We start from the raw sequence: 16,976 nt of genomic DNA, 5'->3' as shown, positions 1-16,976 counted from the left end.
TTCGCCGCCGCCTTGTCTATCCGTATCACGCCCGTTTCGCTCATTGCTTTTTTTAGCGCTCGGCGTGCCACCTCGATTATTATGCTCGCCCTTTTTGCTATCCTGCGCCCGTCCGCTACCGCCTCGTAAGCCTTTTTTGCCATCCTGTGCGCAGTTCGCGCCGCTTTGTGCGTCACTGGCGCATGCTGTTTGCTCGCTATTTTGCGCGCTAGTGCCGTGCGAGGCGCTGTTTTGTAAAAGATCAATCGCGATTTGCGCGCATTTTTGCTCGGCCTCCTTTTTGCTAGCTCCCACGGCGGATGAGAGCCACTTGCCGCCAACAAGCGCCGCCATTTCGAAGCTTTTCTTGTGATCGGGGCCGCTCGAGCCTAAAAGGATATATTCGGGCGTGACGCCGAATTTTGCCTGTGTGAGCTCTTGCAGCGCGGTTTTGTAGTCTCGCACAAGCTCGTTAAAACTGATGCGCGGATAGAGGATTTCTAAGATTGCAATCGCGATGCGGGCGGTGTTTTGCAGCCCGCTCTCAAGATAGACGGCGCCCATTATCGCCTCAAAGGCGTCCGAAAGCAGCGATGGCTTCTCGCGCCCGCCGTTGCGCTCCTCGGACAGCGACATATTCAGGTTCTCGCCGATGCCCAAAAATTTTGCAAATTTAGAAAAGCTGCTTTCGTTCACGAGTGCGGCGCGCAGCTTGCTCAGATCGCCCTCGTCGCTGCTAAATTTTTTGAAAAGATACTCGCCCACGATCAGATCCATCACCGCATCGCCTAAAAATTCCAGTCTCTCGTTGTTGTGCCCGTTTTTGGCGCTTTTGTGCGTAAGAGCGATCTTGAGGTGGGTCTGGTTTTTAAATTTATAGCCCAGTTTTTCTTGCAGTTTTTCTAAATTTTGCATCTTTGCCCTTTATTATAAAATTTTACGAAATCCGCGTCGGCTCGCACGCAAACGGTATCCGGTGCGAACAAAACCTGCGCAAGCGAAGCGAACGCGAGCACAGCCAGCACTGAATTTGCACCAACGCAGCGAATGAAACGCACTGACGCCGATCTGAGGCGAATAAAATTTAAACGTAGCCCGCTAATTCTAACGCAAGCCGCGCTAAAGCTCGCTCGCCGTAAATTTAATCTTCGCCAAAAACACGCCTGCCCTCAAATACAAGAGCTCGATTGCGTGAGCGAACGCATTAAAACCGGCTTCGGGCAATAAAATTTACGCCGAAGCGGCTCTGCGTGCAAAGCAAACGCGGGCAAATCCATGCTTAATCCGCGCAACCGCAAGCTTCGCCGCAGAATTTTAGCCCTTTATCGCTTCCGCCGCCGCGCGAGCCATAGCATCGCACTCCTCGTTTTGCGGATGTCCCGCATGCCCCTTGACCCAGGAGGCTTTGATCTCGTGAGGCGCCGCCGCCGCAAGGTATCTGCGCCACAGATCTGCGTTTTTCTTGCCCTTAAAATCGGTAGCGACCCACTTTGCGAGCCAGGAGCTTATCGCTTTAACGACATATTCGCTATCGGTAAAAAGCTCGACGCGGCAGGGCTGCTTAAGCGCGCTAAGCCCCATTATAGCGGCGGTTAGCTCCATTTGATTATTGGTCGTCATCGCTTCTGCGCCGCTTGCCTTTTTTATCGCGTCGCCGTATTGCAGTATGTAAGCCCAGCCGCCAGCTCCAGGGTTTCCAAGGCAGCTGCCGTCGCTAAAAAGTTTGACCGATTTCACCGGTTTTCTCCGAAATTTGCGCTCTGATCTCCATGCTGCCTAGCTCGTAGCAGACCGGGCAGCGGTGCGAGAAAAGCCCTACCGAGCTTTTGCACTTCGCGCAGGTGTAGCTAAAGCTAAGCCCGGCGTCCTCAAAGCCCGCATCCTTCATGGCCATAAGCGCGTTGATCTCAAAAATTTTACTCGCGCTCCGCGGCTTTTGATCGCTTCTTCCAAGCGCGTAAAAAAGGGCGTTATACTCCGCATCCTGCGTATTTACCGCTGCACCGAAATCATAGATCAGATCGATCGCCTGCTCGATCGGCGGGAAGCGGTCAAAGCCATCCATAGGCTCTTTATTTTTGATAAAAAGCTCCATGCAGAACCGCCCCGCGCCTTTGAAATTTAGCTTTGAAATTTTAGCGATCTTTTTATTAAACGGCGTATTGGCGTCGTTTGCGATGATCTGAGCGCGCTCGAACTGGCTTTGAGCATATACTTCGGTGTCCTGTTCGCGCAGCGCGTCAAGCACCTCAAGCGCCTCATTAAAGCGTTTCAGCCGCTCATAAATCACCGTAAGATGCGTAAGGGCCTCTTTGTTTCTGGGGCGCAGCTTCAGCGCTTGCAAAAACACCTCTTCGGCGCGCCCTAAAAAGCCCGCTTTGAAATATACGATACCAAGATTAGTAAGGATAAACTCTCTCTGCACGCCGCCGCTAGCCTTACTTAGCGCGATTAGATAAATTTCTATCGCGCGCTCGAAGTCGCCGCTTTTGACGAAAGAGCTAGCTAAAATTCCAAGCGTCGGGATGTCTATCTGCGGGCTTGCCAAAAGCTGTCTGTGCTCGGTGCTAAGCGCGTCTAGGGTGTCAAATTTTTTGATAAAATTCTCTAGGCTCTGCCTCTCGTTTTTTTTAGAAAAAACTCCCCAAATGTAGCTTAGAATCGACACCAGTAAGATTATGCTTATCAGCATGATAAGCCCGAAAATCGGGTCGCGATCGTCTAAGAAAAAATTATCCAAATCAAACCTCGTCGCAAAAATAAAGGGCAATTATAGCAAAGTGCGGGTATAATTTCGCTTATGATTAAAAACGAAAGCATAGAAAATCTGCTGGCTACCGTAGATATCGTAGACGTCGTAGAAAAATATGTCCCGCTTAAGCGCAGCGGCGCAAATTTCGTGGGCGTCTGCCCCTTCCACGACGATTCGCACCCAAGCATGAGCGTGAGCTCCAAGCTTGGAATTTTTCACTGCTTTTCGTGCAAAGCGGGCGGCAACGCGATTAAATTTATCCAAGATTACGAAAAGATAAGCTTTCCAGAAGCGGTCGAAAAGCTTGCGGGGATGTATAATTTCGCGCTGCAATACACCGGCGCCAAAGTCCAGGAGCGCAGCGAAGAGAAGAAGGTGCTCGGGATTTTAAACGCCTACTACCAAAGCTGCCTTTATCAAAATCCCGCCGCCGTAAAATACCTGCACGATCGCGGTCTAAGCGATCAAAGCATTCGTAAATTCGGCCTTGGCTACGCAGGAGCTAGCGCGCAGACGATCAGGGTTTTGCAAAACGAAGAAATTCCGCCGCAAGATGCGCTAAATGCGGGCGCGGTAAAGCAAAACGAGCGCGGGCTTTATGCAAGCTTCATCGAGCGCATCACCTTTCCGATCTACAACCACGCGAGTAAGCTCGTGGGCTTCGGCGGTCGCACGATAAGCGATAACCCAGCCAAATACGTCAATTCGCCGCAGTGCGCGCTGTTTGATAAATCTAAAATTTTCTACGCATTCGATCTTGCGAAAAAAAGCGCGATCGCTAAAAAAACCCTCATCATCACCGAGGGCTACATGGACGTCATCATGCTGCATCAAGCGGGCATCGATAACGCCGTAGCGGTACTCGGCACGGCGCTGACGCCTGCTCATCTGCCGCTTATAAAGCGCGCGGAGCTTAACGTCGTGCTTAGCTTCGACGGCGACGCCGCGGGCATCAATGCGGCGATAAAATCGGCGCGGCTTTTATGTCTGAATAAGATCGACTCAAGCGTCGCTATAATCGGCGGCGGTGCCGATCCTGCGGATATGATCGCGGCGGGCAAGGTGCGCGAGCTAGAGCAAATTTATGCTAGTGGCATGGAGAGCGGGGAGTTTCTGATCCGAAGAATCGCTAAAAAATACGACCTCGCTCGCCCCGTGCAAAAAGAAGCGGCGCTAAATGAGATCAAAGAATTTACCGCGGCGCTCGGCCCCGTGCTAGCCGAGTCCTATCAGAGCTTAGTGGCGCAAATTTTAAACGTCTCGCCCGGCTCTTTCAATCTCTCTAGCGGCGGTAAAAATTTCGGCGCGGGCTTTGAGGGGCGAAATTTTAACGAGAGCGGGAGCTTCGGCTCTCGCGATTTCGGCGCTTACGGAGGGCACAACGCAGACGGCAGGGACGGTGCGAGTGGGAGCTTAAACGGCGGAAATTTTGATCGCGCGCAAAACACGGCGCGCTATGAAAGCTCTGCGCCGCCTGCGGCTTCGGCGAGGCTCGGGCGGACGCTACTGCGCCGCAAGGAGATCGCGGAGCTTCAGATCATAAAATCGATGCTGCTCGATGGCGAGATGGCGGAGCTTGGGCTCGGTTGCTTGGAGCGGCGCGATTTTCGCATGCACGGCGATATTTTCGAGGCGTTTTTGGCTTTCTCTCGTAGCGGCGGGAATTTTAAAAATTTCATCGCGGGCGAGGACGGCAATGTAGATAGCGCTTCCGAAAATTTTACCGCGGGCGGCGCGGGAGAAATTATCCTGGGTGAGAGCGTAAATTTAAAAAGTAGTGAGAATTCTAACGAGCAAAATTTTAACAGGCAAGGCTCCGCAGGCACCGTAAATTTAAAAGGTTCCGCGCAGCAGGGCGCAAACGGCGGCGAGAAGCAAAAAGTAAATAACGTAGCAAAGCAAGGCGAGAGTAAAGCCGCCGCTCAAAATATCCAAAGCGCTCAAAGCGCCCAAAATATTCAAAACGCCGAAAGCGAAGCCCGCGAAAATCTGCGTGCGCTTGCGCTGGATGATGAAATTTTGCCGATCGGCGGCGCGGCGCTTTTTAACGATGCGTGCAAAATTTTACGCCGCAACGCCCTGCAAGATCTGATGCAAAAGCTTAAAAACTCCGACGCGCCCGACAAGATCGAGCGGATCTTAGAGTATCAAAAAAAGATCAATCAACTCAAGTAAAGGAACGAAATGAAGGCATTGGCGCTCTTTAGCGGCGGGCTTGACTCCATGCTCGCGGTCAAACTCATCGTCTCGCAAGGCATCGAGGTACTCGCGCTGAATATGGATATCGGATTTGGCGGCAAGGACGATAAGAGCGAGATCATGCGCCGCAGAGCCGCAGCCGCGGGGGCGAATTTTAAAAGCGTCGATATCAGAAGCGAATATCTGCAGCAGGTGCTTTTTGGTCCCAAATATGGCTACGGCAAGCACTTCAACCCCTGCATCGACTGCCACGGATATATGTTTAAGACCGCGCTTGCGATGCTGCAAAGCGAAGGGGCGAGCTTCATCATCACGGGCGAGGTGCTCGGACAGCGCCCGATGAGCCAGCGCGCGCAGGCTCTAGCTCAGGTCGGCGGGCTTAGCGGCGATGAGGAGGGGCTGATCCTGCGTCCGTTGTGCGCGAAGCTGCTGCCGCTCACGACGCCCGAGATCAAGAGCTGGGTTGATAGGGGCGCGCTGCTTGACATCAGCGGGCGCGGACGGGCTAGACAGATGCAGCTAGCGGCGGAGTTTGGCTTTGAGGATTACGAAACGCCTGCGGGAGGCTGTCTGCTGACCGTGCAGAGCTTCAGCGAGCGGATCAAGGATGCGATAAAATTTGAAAAGATCGAAACGCCCGCGGACGCCGAAATTTTAAAATTCGGGCGTCATCTGCGCCTGCCTGAGGGCGCCAAGCTAATAATCGGGCGGGATGAGAGCGACAACAAAAAGCTTGCCGCAGTGCAAAATCCAAAATTTAGCGAGATAAAATTTAAAGACGACGTCGTGGGCGCGCTAAGCCTGCTAAGCAGGGGCGCGAGCGAGGCGGATAGAGAGCTTGCGGCGAGGCTGGCGCTAACATACGCCAAAACGGACGCCGCGCGCAGCTACACCCTGCTCATAGACGGCAACGAGCTGAGCGTAAGCCCCTTTGAGAGTAAGGATGCTGCGCGCAAGTATTTTGTGTAAAATCTAAACCGCCTTAAGGTTGTATTGATAGGCGTAAAAACGATACATAAGCGCAAGGAGCTGCGATAGCAGATACAAGATTAAAATTTAAACGGCGACGTCTGAAAAACGAGCCGAAAATGCGGCGACGGCAGGCTAAATTTAAACGCCGCGAGCACTAAATTTAAAAGCAAAAGCGAGCAAATTTTACAAATTTAAGGAGCGTTTATGGAGTATTTCAAACCGTTTTTCGTAAAGATCCCAGGCCGCGCCAGAGAGGACGACCATACAGCGCGCATGATCAGATCATCGCGCCGCTACTGCAAAATGCGCTCGCCGCCTACGTCTATAACGGCCGCAAAGATAGTATAGTGGGAGCCTTCGGCAGCGTGGAGCACCCGCTAAACTTAAGCGACTTTAGTTTTCTCGTGCGCGAGCGGGGTAAATTTCACCTTGATCTCTCGCGCGAATGCGTAAACGGCGCCGAGATCTTTTGGAACGCCTGCAGCTTTAGGCGCGGCTCGGTTATTATTTTGTTCGAGGGAGAGTTTGATTTGGCGCCTATTTTACGCAGCTGTGCCGAGATAAACATAGACGAAACGCCAAATATGGGCAACAGCCCCGCAGCGACCAAGCTTGCCAAGCGCGCGATGAGCGAGGGGCAGATCGCCGTACTTTTTAGCGCTTCGAATGGGATAGAGTGGATGGATATCTATGCGCCAGGTGCCGTGCAGGCTGAAATTTTAAAGCTTGCGGATGAGATAAACGGGGATGAAATTTAGAAATTTAAAAGCAGGGCTCTGCATTAAATTTCACGCTAGACAGGCATTATGCGCCCCTGTGCGCGCAAGCAAAAACAGAGGTCGCGAAATAGGTCTCGCCTATCGCCCTCTGCGCCTTGCCAAAAGATAAAACAAAATGATCGCCGTCAAAACCACCGCGATTGCGGCGTAAATTTTACCCATGCCGCCGTAGCTTTTGGAGTCGTCGCTTAAATATAGATTTATTATCGCGCCGTTACCCGTTGAAATTTCAAGCTTCGCGCCCTTTGCGCCGTTTAGTTTTACGCGCAGCATATTCGCTGCGGGGCTTGAAATTTCGGGCTTATCCATAAAGGAGTAGCTGGTTTTGTAGCTTTTCATCAAATCGTTGCAGTCTTTGGGGGCTACGAATATATCATAAAACGCGCCGTTTTTTACGCTTAGATTTTCTCCGCCTTGCACGACGAAGTATCTAAATTTAGGCGCTTGCGTGATAAACTCCCACCGTAGCGTCTTTTGCTTGCCGCTCTGCTCGTAATTAAACTCCGCGCCGTATTTGGCGTCGAATTTAAAAACATCTCTGCTGAAAAGCACGAACTGCCTATCGCTTAAAATGGCGTTAGGATCGGAGTTTTTGTCTAAAATTTTAACGTTTTGAAGCTCCCTGCCGCCTTCGTAAATTTTAAAACTTTTCATCGCTACGGGCGGTTCCTCGGCATTAAATTCCACGCTTACTGGGTTTGCGGTGATTTTGCACTCGGGCATGGGATCTGGAATTTCATTGCTGAAAAACGCAAGCGCGGGCTCGTCGTTCGGGTAATAGACGTAAGGGCGCGAGTTCAGCGCTGTGGCGCTTTTGAACTTATCCTCCCTCATCCGTAGCGTTTCGTTTTTACACATCCCAAGTAGAAATTTGCCGCTTCCTTCGTCGTTTAAATTTTGCGAGCAAAAGGCGTTGAGGCGCGAATTCCCCATCTCAAAAACGTAGCTGCTTTTTTTGCCATGCTCAAAATAACCGATGCCGATCTCATCCGAGGCAAAATCCAAAAATGCAAATCTATGGTAAATCGCGCTGAGTAACCCGTCGATCGCGCTTTTTAGATCGCTTGAATTATAGGATAAATTTTCCCTCACGACGGCATTATAGCCTGCATAAAAAGCGCGCTTTGACGGATCTTCGCCCGTAAAGCCCGCTCGGCCCGTGGTTTCGTCGTGCGACATCGCCTCGTTTGCGACGACATATTTTGCGTGATTAAGCGCGGAGATATTTAAAATTTCATTCTGCGCAAAGTAGTTTAGCCCCGATTTTGCGCGCACATTGTTGATGTAGCTTAGCGGATCGTCGTAAAAGGAAAAGCCGCTCATCGCAACGAGCGGCTGTTTTAAATTTGAAGGGGTGTTTTCACATGCGGCAAAAAGCGCGCAGATCGCCCCAAGGCCCAGGAGCCTAAGCCGCAGGGCCCGCTTTAGCAAACTCGACCCCCTCTTTTACGTCCTCGTAGCGTTTAAAATTCGCCTCAAACATCTTTGCAAGCTTATCGCGCGTGATTTTATATTCCGCTGGGTGCGTCCAGGTATTGATCGGATTTAGCAGCTTCGTCTCGACTCCCGCGAGCTCTTTTGGGATCGCGAGGTTAAATTTCTCGAAATTTTCAAATTCGCACTTTTTGATACTGCCGTCAAGGATCGCGTTTATGCACGCGCGCGTAGCTTTTATGCTCATTCGCTTGCCCACGCCGTACGCGCCGCCGCTCCAGCCTGTGTTTACCAGATAGACGCTGACACCATGTTTGTCGATCTTTTCGCCCAGCAGCTTAGCGTAAACGGTCGGATGCAGCGGCATAAACGGCTCGCCGAAGCACGCGCTAAAGGTAGCCACGGGTTCGGTGATACCGCGCTCGGTACCCGCGACTTTTGCCGTGTAGCCGCTTAGGAAATAATACATCGCCTGCTCTTTGGTTAGCTTTGCGACCGGCGGCAAAACGCCGAATGCGTCGGCTGTTAGGAAGATTATGTTTTTCGGATGGCCGCCCGCGGAGCTTGGCTCGTAGTTATCGATATGATAGATAGGGTAGCTAACGCGGGTATTTTCGGTCTTGCTGCCATCTTTATAATCCACGATGCCCGCCTCATCCGCGACCACGTTTTCAAGTAGCGCGTCGCGTTTGATTGCGGCGTAAATTTCAGGCTCGCTGCTCGGATCTAAATTTATGCACTTCGCGTAGCAGCCGCCCTCAAAGTTAAATATCCCCTCATCGTCCCAGCCGTGCTCGTCATCGCCGATTAGCTTGCGGTTTGGATCGGTCGATAGCGTCGTTTTGCCCGTGCCGCTTAGACCGAAAAATAGCGCCGTGTCGCCCTCTTTGCCCACGTTTGCCGAGCAGTGCATGCTTAGCTTGCCCTCAAGCGGCAGCCAGTAGTTCATCATCGAGAAAATTCCCTTTTTCATCTCGCCGCCGTACCACGTGCCGCCGATAACGGCGACATTTTCCTCGACGTTAAAAATAACGAAAACGTCGGAGTGTAGCCCGTCGCTCGCGTAGTCCTCGTTTTTGCATTTGCACGCGTTGTAAACGACGAAATCTGGATGAAATTCCGCTAGCTCGCTCTCGCTTGGGCGGATGAACATATTTTTTACGAAATGCGCCTGCCACGCGACTTCGGTTACGAAACGCACATTTTTGCGGCTGGATTTACTGGCGCCGCAATAGGCGTCTTGGATAAAGATTTCCTTGCCGCTTAGTTGAGCTTTGGCTTTGGCTAAAAGCTTATCGAAAAGCTCTTTTGAGATAGGCTGATTTACCTTGCCCCAGGCGATGTATTTTTGGCTCGGATCTTGTTTTACGAAGTACTTATCCTTTGGGCTACGACCCGTAAATATGCCTGTATCGACCATAAAGGTGCCGTTGCTTGATACGCGTCCCTCGCCCATCGCCTTTTCAAGCTCGAAAAGCTCGTCGTAGCTTAGGTTGTGGTTGATTTTTTTGATATTTTTAAGACCTAGTTTATCCAGATCGTTCGGAGTTGTCATTTTGCGTCCTTTTTAAATTAAATTTTGATAAAAGATTGCGCTATTATAGCTTAAAATTTAGGTGAGCTCGCTTAAGCGCTGAGGATGATCGCCATGAAATTTAGGCGGAAGCGCCCGCCTAAATTTTAGAGCTTATCTTAAAATCGCGAGCACCTGATCGGCATCGACCGTATCGCCTTGAGCGACTAAAATTTTATCGATTACGCCATCACGCGGGCTTTCGATATTTATCTCCATCTTCATCGCTTCAAGAACGATGACATTCTGTCCCGCCTTAACAGCGTCGCCTTCCTTTATTAAAATTTTAAATACATTACTAGGAAGCGTCGCTTTTATATCGTTATCGTCCGTACCGCCTCGCGCGTCAGCAGCGGGCTGCTCGCCGGCGGAGCCTTGCGGTTGCGGCTTTGCGGGCGCTGAGGTATCGAAGCTAACGTCGTATCGATCGCCATTTACGAGCACGTTTTGTCCGGCAAATTCTACGTTGTAAATTTTGCCGTTAATCTTAACGTCAAATTTGCCGTTTTTAGAAATACCGCTTTGATGACTTTCGGCGGGTGCTACGTCCTCTTTTTTGCGGCTCATCACCTTGCCCTCGCCTTTTAAAAACGCGATGCCCTTTTCTTTGCACGCAAGCGCGATAAATATGTTCTCCTCGCTAGGCTCGATGCCCTGCTCGCGTAGAATCTTCTGCGCATACGCGACGCTCTTACTCTCGTCGGCATCGGCGATATCTACGGCGTGTTTGGTCGTAGGCTGTAGCCCCAGCTGCTCCGCCGCCAGCTTAATCACGCCTTCATCCGGCTTAACGGGCGTTTTGCCGAAATAGCCTAATACCATCTTGCCGTAGCCCTCGGCGATCTTTTTCCACGGGCCGAACATTACGTTGTTAAACGCCTGCTGGAAATAAAACTGACTAACCGGCGTCACGCTCGTGCCGAAGCCGCCCTTTTCGACGACCTCGCGCATGGCTTTGATGACGGCCGGAAATTTGTCTAAAATTTTATTATCGCGCATCATCTGAGTGTTTGCGGTAAGCGCGCCTCCAGGCATCGGGCTAAACGGAATTAGCGGGCTTACCTGCGTAGCCTCGGGCGGCATGAAGTAATCCTTCAAGCACTCGCCCAAAACCTCTTCGTATTTTAAAATTTTCTCTGCATCCAGGCCCAGGTCGAAATTTTGCCCCTTCGTCGCGTGCAGCAGCGTAAGAATGTCCGGCTGGCTAGTGCCGCCGCTTACTGGATGCGCGGCAAGGTCGATGCCGTCTACGCCCGCAACGAGCGCAGCCTGATAGCATGCGACGCTAACGCCCGCCGTCTCGTGCGTGTGCAGGCGAATATGCACGCCGTCGCCTAAAATTTTACGCGCGCGCTTGATCGTCTCATAGACCTTCTGCGGACTGCTGGTGCCGCTGGCGTCTTTGAAGCAGATACTGTCAAACGGAATCTGCGCGTCTAAAATTTGACGCAAAATTCTCTCGTAAAACGCCGCATCGTGCGCGCCGCTGCATCCCGGCGGCAGATCCATCATCGTAATCACAACTTCGTGTTTAAGGCCGTGACGATGTATACACTCGCCGCTAAATTTTAAATTTTCCACGTCGTTTAGCGCGTCGAAATTTCGAATCGTCGTCGTGCCGTGCTTGGCAAAAAGCTTGGCGTGCAGATCGATAATCTCGCGGCTGCCTGTATCGAGCGTGACGGTATTTACGCCGCGGCTAAGGGTCTGCAGGTTCGCCTCAGGCCCCACGATGCTTCTAAATTTATCCATCATCTCAAAGGCGTCTTCGTTTAGGTAAAAATACAGGCTCTGAAACCGCGCGCCGCCGCCGAACTCAAAGTGCGTGATGCCCGCCTCCTTGGCCGCGCTAACGGCAGGCAGGAAGTCCTCCATCGCCACGCGCGCGCCGAAAACCGACTGAAATCCGTCGCGAAAGGTCGTATCCATAACGTCGATAAGCTTTTTAGCCATTTTTTAGCTCCTAGGTTAAATTTAGCGTGAATTTTAATATTTCTAGCCTAAAAAAGCTTTTAAACCGAAAACCCCCGGAAAGATTGCGAGCGTTAATAGCACTAGAATTTGCAATAAAATAAAAGGCAGTACGCCCTTGTAAATGTCCGTGGTGTGGATTTGCGGCGGCGTCACGCCCTTTAAGAAAAATATCGAAAATCCAAACGGCGGCGTCATAAACGATGTTTGTAAATTTACAGCGATTAAGATCGCAAACCACACGGGATTGATATGCAAAGACTCTACTATCGGCAAAAGTATCGGCAAAATGATATATGAAATTTCGACATAATCGAGAAAAAATCCAAGCACTATGATAACTACCATCGTAAGCGCGATAAATCCCCATGCTTGACCGGGCAGATTCTCCATAAAATTTTTTACGACCTCATCTCCGCCCGTGTAAGAAAAAATCATCGAAAATGCCGTGGCGCCCATCAAAATCATAAAAACCATGCCCGAAATTTTAGCGGTATTTTTTAGCGCGTCATAGATCAGCCTAAACGAAAACGTGCGGTACAAAACGGCTAGCGCTATCGCACCCAAACAGCCTACCGACGAGCTCTCCGTAGGCGTAGCTATGCCCGCAAAAATAGATCCTAAGACGAGCAAAATCAGCACGAGCACCGGCACGACGTTTTTAAGCGCGATAAAAATTTGCTTTGATTTGCTAAGCCCCTCTAGCGGCGGAACAGGCGGCGCATAATCTTTACAAATATATGAAATAATCGCAATATAAATCACGTAAAAACCCACTAACACGAGCCCCGGAATAACTGCTGCAGAGAAAAGATCACCCACAGAAACCGAAAGTATATCGCCTAAAATAATCAGCACGATCGAGGGCGGGATAATCTGCCCAAGCGTGCCCGCAGCAGCGATGGTGCCGGTAGCTAGGGGCTTATCGTAGCCGTATTTCATCATCACGGGCAGGCTGATGACGCCCATAGCGATGACAGTCGCGCCCACGATGCCCGTCGTAGCCGCAAGTAACGCGCCCACCAAAACAGTGCTGATCGCCACGCCGCCTCGTACGCCGCCGAATAAAAATGCCATCGACTCTAATAAGCGCTCCGCAAGGCGAGTCTTTTGCAAAATCATACCCATCAAAATAAAAAGCGGCACCGAAATTAGCAGCTGATTTTCCATAATCGAGTAAATTCTATTAGGCATCAGTGAAAAAAACTGCCTGCTCATATCCTCGAAAGCTTCGGTTAAAATTTCAAAGCCCTGCGCGTAATCCCACGCCTCACTAAGTCCGTAGATAAAGCCGAAAATCACAGCCACGGCGCCGAACGTAAACGCAACGGGAAATCCCAGTAGCAGCATAAAAAGCGCTGCCGCAAACATCACTATGCCTATCATAGCTCGCCACCTTTTATCTTGCCGTTTATCTTGCCATGGCAAAATTCCGCCCAAGCGCGAAAAGTGTGAAATTTATAGAATTTTAAATTTAAGCTCATTTTGCCCTCACACACTCTGCGCGCCCGAAGAATTTCCACTAAGAAATTCCGAGCCTTTGTTTTCCCTAACATCAAGCAGGGCGTTAATATTTTTAATCAAAAATCCAAATGCGTAGATAAATAAAAACGCGTAGCTAAGTGTGATTGCGGACTTGATGATCCAAAGATGCTGCATGCCACCGGGATTGGCGCTGGCCTCATGGCTCGTATAAGCCTCGCTCACATAATCGATCGAAAAGAATGCCACGAGCGCCACGAAAGGCAAAATGAAAAATATTGTGCCTAAGATATTTATGAGCGCTTTTGCAGTGGGACTAAATTTTTCGTAAAAAATATCCACGCGAACGTGGGCATTTTCTTTGAGTGCGTAGGTCACACCGAATAAAAACATCGCCGAATATAGCCACCACGTAAGTTCTTGCATAGCGACGGAATTTGCGGCTGGAAAAAGATAGCGCGCTACAACATTGTAAAAAACCACTATAACTAAAAGCGCCAAAAATACGATACTTAATACGCCTAAGATATTTGCGAACGCATCAAAAGCTCTTTCTAATCTGCGTAAAAAACCCTTCAAAATTTTACCCTTTGCTTGAAATTTTTTCTATAAAAGTTGGGATTTTAGCAAAAATATCTGCAATTTATTATAAAATTATGCGCGGAAAGGATTTTTATGATTCTAAAATTTCAAAACAGATACTCTAAAAAATTTCTCGCTTTTTGCGCTATTTGGGCGCTTTTTTGGCTAGCGTTTTCATATTTTTTCTTGCAAAAATTCCTTTTTATCTATCCGGAAAGCTTTAGTATTCACGTAAGATTCGCACTTTGCGCCATAGCGCTAGGAGCGGTGATTTTAGCGGTTTGCGGCAAGGATGTTTACGGCGCGATCTGCGGATATGCGGTGTGGTTTTACGGCGCGGCGCTGGGATTTGTCTCGTCACTAAATTTAGCTAAAATTCACACGGTACTGCGAGAGAGCGGAGATATGAGCGGGATGAGCGGCTGCGGCGGAGCGGTGAGATTTTTAAATTTTGATATAAGCGCAGTGCCAATTTTTAAGCCATTTAATAGCTGTGCATTTGATGTACCGGCGGTGCCGACCGATACAACGCTAGAGGGGCTGCAAGCCAAACTAACGGCGCTTTATAGCGGAGGCTGGTATCTATTCCCGGCAAGTAAAAGCGTGGATCTGGCACAATTTTGGAGTTTTATCTTTATATTTTTCGCAATTATTTGGATGATTGGAATTTTGCTTGGATTTTTGAATAAAAAGGCGTGGGATTTAAAACCCCACGCAAAATAGGTTATTTAACGATAATAAGAGCGTTTGAACTATAGATATTATCTATATTTTTAAGCCCCGGCATACTCCATACCCGATCACATAAGCCATCTCTGCCTTTGGTTAAGGTCACTTGCTCCTTGTTGTCATATGTGTATGTAGCGCAGATATGACCTTTAACCCTTATGGGATTTGGCACATTCATCATCTGTGAAAAATCCTGGTTATACTCACCTTGTGCCGTATAGTAGCCCACTAGATCGTTGAGTGATGTGGCTACATTATGCGCCGTCCTCACTACTTCAGCATCGTCTCTAGTAGCTATTAGTCTTGGAATGGCAACTGCCGCCAAAACACCTAAAATCACGATCACGAAAATTAATTCGATCATAGTAAAACCCTTCATGTTTTTATCCTTTGATAAAAAATTTTTGGACTTATATTATAGAGTGTTTACTATAAATTTAACTTAAAAGTTCTTTGCGAATTCTAACATTTCAGATAAATTTTTCATCGCACTCGCGCCGACCGCCAAATAATGGTTATTTATCAGGCTTTTTCCATTATAAAGAGGCGCCTTCATCGTCTTTAGATCTACCACCGCTCCGCCGTTTTGATGCAGCAAAAAATCCCCAGCGGCGATGTCCCAAAGCGAGCAGTCGCTAAATCTCGCATACGCGCTGGCGCCCCCCTCGGCTAAGATGCAAAATTTTATCGCAGAGCCTTTGCGTACGAGCTGCATTTTAAATCTTTGCGCGAATTGCGCGTATTTTACGGATTTGCCGTGGTGGCCGTGCATAAATGTTTGCGGCGCGCTATTTGGGCGAGCAAGCAGCGCGCCGTTTTTATAAACTCTGCCGCCGTTTGAACTATATATATCGCCGCTTATAGGGATGCCGATTACCGCTAAAATCGGGCGTCCATGCTCTATCAGCGCGATGCAAACACAAAACTCGCCGTTGCGCGCGATGAACTCCTTCGTGCCGTCCAGCGGATCTACCAGCCAAAATCTCTCCTCGCTCATGCGCCGTTTGCTATCCAATACGCGCTCTTCCGAGCAGATCGCGATGCCGCTGGGCTCCAGGGCACGCATTATCGCATCATTTGCCGCAAGATCGGCATTCGTAAGCGGCGATCTGTCCGCCTTGACAAAGATATCAAATTTATCGTAGTTTTGCATTATCGCGGCATTTGCCTTTTTTGCGGCGTCCGTCGCGAGCGCTAAAAGCTCGTTTAAATCCATCTGTGCTCCTTAAATTTAACGGTAATTCTATCAAATTTAAAATTCCAAAGGTTTGAATTTTTGCGAACAAAACAGGCGAAATTTTAAAATCCTTTAGAATTTTAATATTATTTTTTATATAATTGTATAAATTTTTTAAAGGACCAACATGACCCCAGTCGTATTAGATAGCGTTAAACACGCGGATTTGAAATATCACGCAGACGCATTTCCCACCGCGCCTTTCGTACCGGTGATCGCGCCAGAGATCCCGTTTTGCGCGGACAACCTCGTTATCGTATTTACCATTGAAAAAGAGCCCAAAATGGTGGCGCTGCTAGGGCGCACCAAAAACGTCCTAATTGATAAGGATTATAAAGGAACGGTGCCTTCTTCGGTGCAGAATTATCCGTTTTTCCTAGCCCAGATCGGCGAGCAGACGGCGATCTGCTTCGATAAAGACGCACAGCAAATCAAAGGCGACGGTGAGGCGCTTTTTAAAGACGGTAAGCCGACGCCGTTTTTACAAAATTTAAAAGAGGTGATGAAAAATTACGCCGATTTAGATATGCGCACGCGCGTTGCCGCGGCTGAATTTCAAAAGGCGGGAATTTTAGAAGCCAAGGAGCTTGGCATCAACTCTAGCGGCAAGGAATCGTCCCTGCTAAACGGCTTTTCGGTCGTAAATCGCGAGAAGCTTTTGAAGTTAAGTGATAAAAAGCTTGCGGATTTTGCGCGCCGCGGATATCTGGAGCTAGCGTATTTCCACCTAAAAAGCCTTGCAAATTTTCAGCGCCTAGGCGATAAGATCATGCAGCTTGACCCGCCGATTACGCCGAAAGAAGCGAAAAAATAGACACCGTTTTCGCTACTTGAATAGCTCGAAATTCTTAAAATTTTATAATTTTACGTCCGCAGGATTTAATTCCTACAAGCGCCATTTCGCGAAATTGTCGCAAGTATTTTACGGCGTGAGTTATTTTTATAAATACCAATTAAGCTTATCTAGTAGCATAAGCTTTAGAGCTTAAATGACTTTATTCGCAGCTAAGACTAAACACACTGCGAGCCTGACCGCATAATTCTGCCATAAAATTTTATGGCAGAATTTATCACCTTGCCCACGCAGGATTTTACATCTAACATACTCAATGCTATAAATATTGCATGGAATTTACTTGATTTAAAATTCTTTTTGAGCATATGAATTTATAAATTTAAAGCCTATCTTTCAGGCTTATATTAAGCCTTCAAAATAAAAAAGTATTGCGATGAAATTTTAAACGGAGTGCTTAAATTTAGCCCGTGCGGCTATAGATAATTCAGCGC

At 49.0% G+C, this 16,976-nt stretch carries 15 protein-coding genes and 1 pseudogene; 6 read left to right on the top strand and 10 right to left on the bottom strand.

Annotated elements, in window-relative coordinates:
- Positions 1–231: 231 nt before the first annotated feature.
- The 3 genes and pseudogenes from rnc to CGRAC_RS00650 form a co-directional block, all read right to left on the bottom strand.
- Positions 232–894 (bottom strand): annotated as a pseudogene (gene rnc, locus CGRAC_RS00665) (ribonuclease III); the annotation flags it as partial.
- 399 nt (positions 895–1,293) lie between these two features.
- Complete coding sequence (gene rnhA / locus CGRAC_RS00655) at positions 1,294–1,716, bottom strand: ribonuclease HI (protein ID WP_005871475.1); 423 nt, start codon at positions 1,714–1,716, stop codon at positions 1,294–1,296.
- Positions 1,694–2,719 (bottom strand): tetratricopeptide repeat protein, encoded by a 1,026-nt coding sequence (locus CGRAC_RS00650; RefSeq protein ID WP_040304026.1) that lies wholly within the window; start codon positions 2,717–2,719, stop codon positions 1,694–1,696. The genes rnhA and CGRAC_RS00650 overlap by 23 nt, the downstream gene beginning before the upstream one ends.
- A 60-nt stretch (positions 2,720–2,779) precedes the next feature.
- On the opposite strand from CGRAC_RS00650, the gene dnaG reads away from it, so the two are divergent.
- The 4 genes from dnaG to CGRAC_RS00635 all read left to right on the top strand — a co-directional run bounded on the left by dnaG (position 2,780) and on the right by CGRAC_RS00635 (position 6,660).
- Positions 2,780–4,906: a DNA primase gene (gene dnaG / locus CGRAC_RS00645; protein ID WP_005871478.1), complete on the top strand. Its 2,127-nt coding sequence runs from the start codon at positions 2,780–2,782 to the stop codon at positions 4,904–4,906.
- A gap of 9 nt (positions 4,907–4,915) precedes the next feature.
- Positions 4,916–5,899: an argininosuccinate synthase domain-containing protein gene (locus CGRAC_RS00640; RefSeq protein WP_005871480.1), complete on the top strand. Its 984-nt coding sequence runs from the start codon at positions 4,916–4,918 to the stop codon at positions 5,897–5,899.
- A 207-nt stretch (positions 5,900–6,106) separates the two neighbouring features.
- Complete coding sequence (locus CGRAC_RS12365; RefSeq protein ID WP_005871482.1) at positions 6,107–6,250, top strand: hypothetical protein; 144 nt, start codon at positions 6,107–6,109, stop codon at positions 6,248–6,250.
- Positions 6,250–6,660: a hypothetical protein gene (locus tag CGRAC_RS00635; protein ID WP_005871483.1), complete on the top strand. Its 411-nt coding sequence runs from the start codon at positions 6,250–6,252 to the stop codon at positions 6,658–6,660. Before CGRAC_RS12365 ends, CGRAC_RS00635 begins: the two co-directional genes overlap by 1 nt.
- Before the next feature lie 99 nt (positions 6,661–6,759).
- On the opposite strand, the gene CGRAC_RS00630 is transcribed toward CGRAC_RS00635, so the two are convergent.
- The 5 genes from CGRAC_RS00630 to CGRAC_RS00610 all read right to left on the bottom strand — a co-directional run bounded on the left by CGRAC_RS00630 (position 6,760) and on the right by CGRAC_RS00610 (position 13,720).
- Positions 6,760–8,112: a CAP domain-containing protein gene (locus tag CGRAC_RS00630; RefSeq protein WP_005871487.1), complete on the bottom strand. Its 1,353-nt coding sequence runs from the start codon at positions 8,110–8,112 to the stop codon at positions 6,760–6,762.
- The gene (gene pckA, locus CGRAC_RS00625; RefSeq protein WP_005871488.1) at positions 8,087–9,670 is read right to left on the bottom strand and encodes a phosphoenolpyruvate carboxykinase (ATP); all 1,584 of its coding nucleotides are present in this window, start codon (positions 9,668–9,670) and stop codon (positions 8,087–8,089) included. Before pckA ends, CGRAC_RS00630 begins: the two co-directional genes overlap by 26 nt.
- Positions 9,671–9,802: 132 nt before the next feature.
- Complete coding sequence (locus CGRAC_RS00620) at positions 9,803–11,641, bottom strand: biotin/lipoyl-containing protein (protein WP_005871490.1); 1,839 nt, start codon at positions 11,639–11,641, stop codon at positions 9,803–9,805.
- 42 nt (positions 11,642–11,683) lie between these two features.
- Positions 11,684–13,045 (bottom strand): TRAP transporter large permease, encoded by a 1,362-nt coding sequence (locus tag CGRAC_RS00615; protein WP_005871492.1) that lies wholly within the window; start codon positions 13,043–13,045, stop codon positions 11,684–11,686.
- A 105-nt stretch (positions 13,046–13,150) separates the two neighbouring features.
- On the bottom strand, positions 13,151–13,720 hold the full coding sequence (locus CGRAC_RS00610) for a TRAP transporter small permease subunit (protein WP_005871495.1): 570 nt from the start codon (positions 13,718–13,720) through the stop codon (positions 13,151–13,153).
- Between the two features lie 96 nt (positions 13,721–13,816).
- On the opposite strand from CGRAC_RS00610, the gene CGRAC_RS00605 reads away from it, so the two are divergent.
- Positions 13,817–14,446, top strand: coding sequence for a disulfide oxidoreductase (locus CGRAC_RS00605; protein WP_005871497.1), 630 nt, complete (start codon positions 13,817–13,819; stop codon positions 14,444–14,446).
- A gap of 1 nt (position 14,447) precedes the next feature.
- Here CGRAC_RS00605 and CGRAC_RS00600 read toward each other — a convergent pair whose 3' ends face one another.
- Both CGRAC_RS00600 and CGRAC_RS00595 read right to left on the bottom strand, forming a co-directional pair.
- A complete protein-coding gene (locus CGRAC_RS00600) occupies positions 14,448–14,831 on the bottom strand; it encodes a type II secretion system protein (protein WP_040304027.1) in 384 nt (127 codons plus the stop codon).
- 63 nt (positions 14,832–14,894) lie between these two features.
- On the bottom strand, positions 14,895–15,668 hold the full coding sequence (locus CGRAC_RS00595; RefSeq protein WP_005871500.1) for a 3'(2'),5'-bisphosphate nucleotidase CysQ family protein: 774 nt from the start codon (positions 15,666–15,668) through the stop codon (positions 14,895–14,897).
- A 148-nt stretch (positions 15,669–15,816) separates the two neighbouring features.
- On the opposite strand from CGRAC_RS00595, the gene CGRAC_RS00590 reads away from it, so the two are divergent.
- Positions 15,817–16,503, top strand: a complete 687-nt coding sequence (locus CGRAC_RS00590; RefSeq protein ID WP_005871501.1) for a SapC family protein — start codon at positions 15,817–15,819, stop codon at positions 16,501–16,503.
- Positions 16,504–16,976 lie beyond the last annotated feature (473 nt).

It is taken from the genome of Campylobacter gracilis, from assembly GCF_001190745.1.
Classification (GTDB): Bacteria; Campylobacterota; Campylobacteria; order Campylobacterales; family Campylobacteraceae; genus Campylobacter_B; species Campylobacter_B gracilis.
Note: the sequence above shows the minus strand (reverse complement) of the source record. Positions and strands in the feature narration are given on the sequence as shown.

Coding starts and splice junctions, on each gene's coding strand:
- pckA (WP_005871488.1), bottom strand. CDS start 9,670: ATGACAACTCCGAACGATCTGGATAAACTAGGTCTTAAAAATATCAAA.
- CGRAC_RS00640 (WP_005871480.1), top strand. CDS start 4,916: ATGAAGGCATTGGCGCTCTTTAGCGGCGGGCTTGACTCCATGCTCGCG.
- CGRAC_RS00600 (WP_040304027.1), bottom strand. CDS start 14,831: ATGAAGGGTTTTACTATGATCGAATTAATTTTCGTGATCGTGATTTTA.
- CGRAC_RS00605 (WP_005871497.1), top strand. CDS start 13,817: ATGATTCTAAAATTTCAAAACAGATACTCTAAAAAATTTCTCGCTTTT.
- CGRAC_RS00595 (WP_005871500.1), bottom strand. CDS start 15,668: ATGGATTTAAACGAGCTTTTAGCGCTCGCGACGGACGCCGCAAAAAAG.
- dnaG (WP_005871478.1), top strand. CDS start 2,780: ATGATTAAAAACGAAAGCATAGAAAATCTGCTGGCTACCGTAGATATC.
- CGRAC_RS12365 (WP_005871482.1), top strand. CDS start 6,107: ATGGAGTATTTCAAACCGTTTTTCGTAAAGATCCCAGGCCGCGCCAGA.
- CGRAC_RS00590 (WP_005871501.1), top strand. CDS start 15,817: ATGACCCCAGTCGTATTAGATAGCGTTAAACACGCGGATTTGAAATAT.
- CGRAC_RS00615 (WP_005871492.1), bottom strand. CDS start 13,045: ATGATAGGCATAGTGATGTTTGCGGCAGCGCTTTTTATGCTGCTACTG.
- CGRAC_RS00620 (WP_005871490.1), bottom strand. CDS start 11,641: ATGGCTAAAAAGCTTATCGACGTTATGGATACGACCTTTCGCGACGGA.